We start from the raw sequence: 1,492 nt of genomic DNA on the forward strand, positions 1-1,492 counted from the left end.
GGCGGTGACGATGCCGACCTGATCGCCGGCGGTACCGGTGATGACGTTCTGGCGGGCGACGCTGGCGCCGACACGGTCGATGGCGGCGAGGGCGCCGACAGCATCGTCGGCGGTGAGGGCGCGGACAGCCTGTCCGGTGGTGCAGGGGCGGACTCCGTCCTGGGCGGCGCCGGCGCCGACACGATCGACGGCGGCGAAGGTGCGGACAGCATCGACGGCGGCGCCGATGACGATCTGCTGACCGGCGGTGCGGGTGCGGACACGATGCTGGGTGGCGCAGGGGCGGACTCCGTCTCCGGCGGCACGGGCGACGATGCCATCGATGCCGGCGCAGGCGCGGATACGGTCTCCGGCGGCGACGGCGGGGACCTGATCGAGGGCGGCGCAGGCGCCGACCTGCTGTCGGGCGAGGCCGGCGACGATACGGTCTCCGGCGGCGACGGTGCCGACACGATCTCCGGCGGCGACGACGCGGACAGCCTGGCGGGCGGTGCCGGCGACGACCTTGTCACCGGCGGTGCCGGTGACGATGTGATGGCCGGCGATGCCGGTGCGGACAGCCTGGAAGGCAATGCCGGCAACGACCTGATGTCCGGCGGCGACGGCGACGACACGCTGATCGGCGACGATGTCGAGACGGCGCCGTCGGCTGCGCCGGACTACGGCCCGAACCTGGTGCAGAACTGGGACTTCGAGGCGGGTCCGGAAGGCCATGGCTCGGGCTTCACCAATGTGCCCGGCTGGGACGCGACGGCGGGCTACGAGGTGCACCGGGCGTCGGTCTATGGCCGGTCGAACGAGGGCCACGACCAGGTCTTCGAACTGGATGCGCATCCGGGCAACACGCAGATCAGCCAGGCGATCGGCGGGCTGACGGCGGGTCAGAGCCTGTCGCTGAGCTTCGACATGGCGCTGCGGACGCAGAACACGGATGCAACGGACGGGATCCAGGTGTTCTGGGGCGGGCAGCTGATCGCGGAGCTGACGGGCCTGGGCGACTGGGAGACGGTGAACGTCGAGATCGAGGCCGGCAGCGGCGACGGCAGCGACGTGCTGGCCTTCCGGGGCATCGGGACGGAGAACAGCTACGGCCCGCTGCTGGACAATATCGTGCTGCAGACGGTGACGACGTCGCCGTTGGCCGGCTATGACGACACGATCTCCGGCGGTGCCGGTGACGATGTGATCGAGGGCCGTGCGGGCGATGACAGCCTGTCGGGCGATGCCGGAGCCGACACGATCCTTGGCGGCGAGGGCGCCGACACGATCCACGGCGGCGCAGGTGCGGACAGCGTCGACGGCGGCACAGGCAGCGATTCCATCCTGGGTGGTGCGGGTGCCGACACGCTCGATGGCGGTGACGGCGACGATATCGTCTCGGGTGGCGACGACGCAGACCTGATTGCCGGTGGTGCCGGTGATGACGTCCTGGCCGGCGATGCCGGCGACGACACGGTCGACGGTGGCGCGGGTGCCGACAGCATCGACGGTG

Annotated in this window: 1 protein-coding gene; it reads left to right on the plus strand. The window is 71.3% G+C overall.

The genetic code is table 11. The features are described from left to right. On the plus strand, window positions 1–1,492 hold a 1,492-nt coding region (locus ACFOGJ_RS03020), incomplete at both ends, for a calcium-binding protein (RefSeq protein WP_379898031.1).

The organism is Marinibaculum pumilum, from assembly GCF_042646425.1.
Lineage (GTDB): Bacteria > Pseudomonadota > Alphaproteobacteria > Ferrovibrionales > Ferrovibrionaceae > Marinibaculum > Marinibaculum pumilum.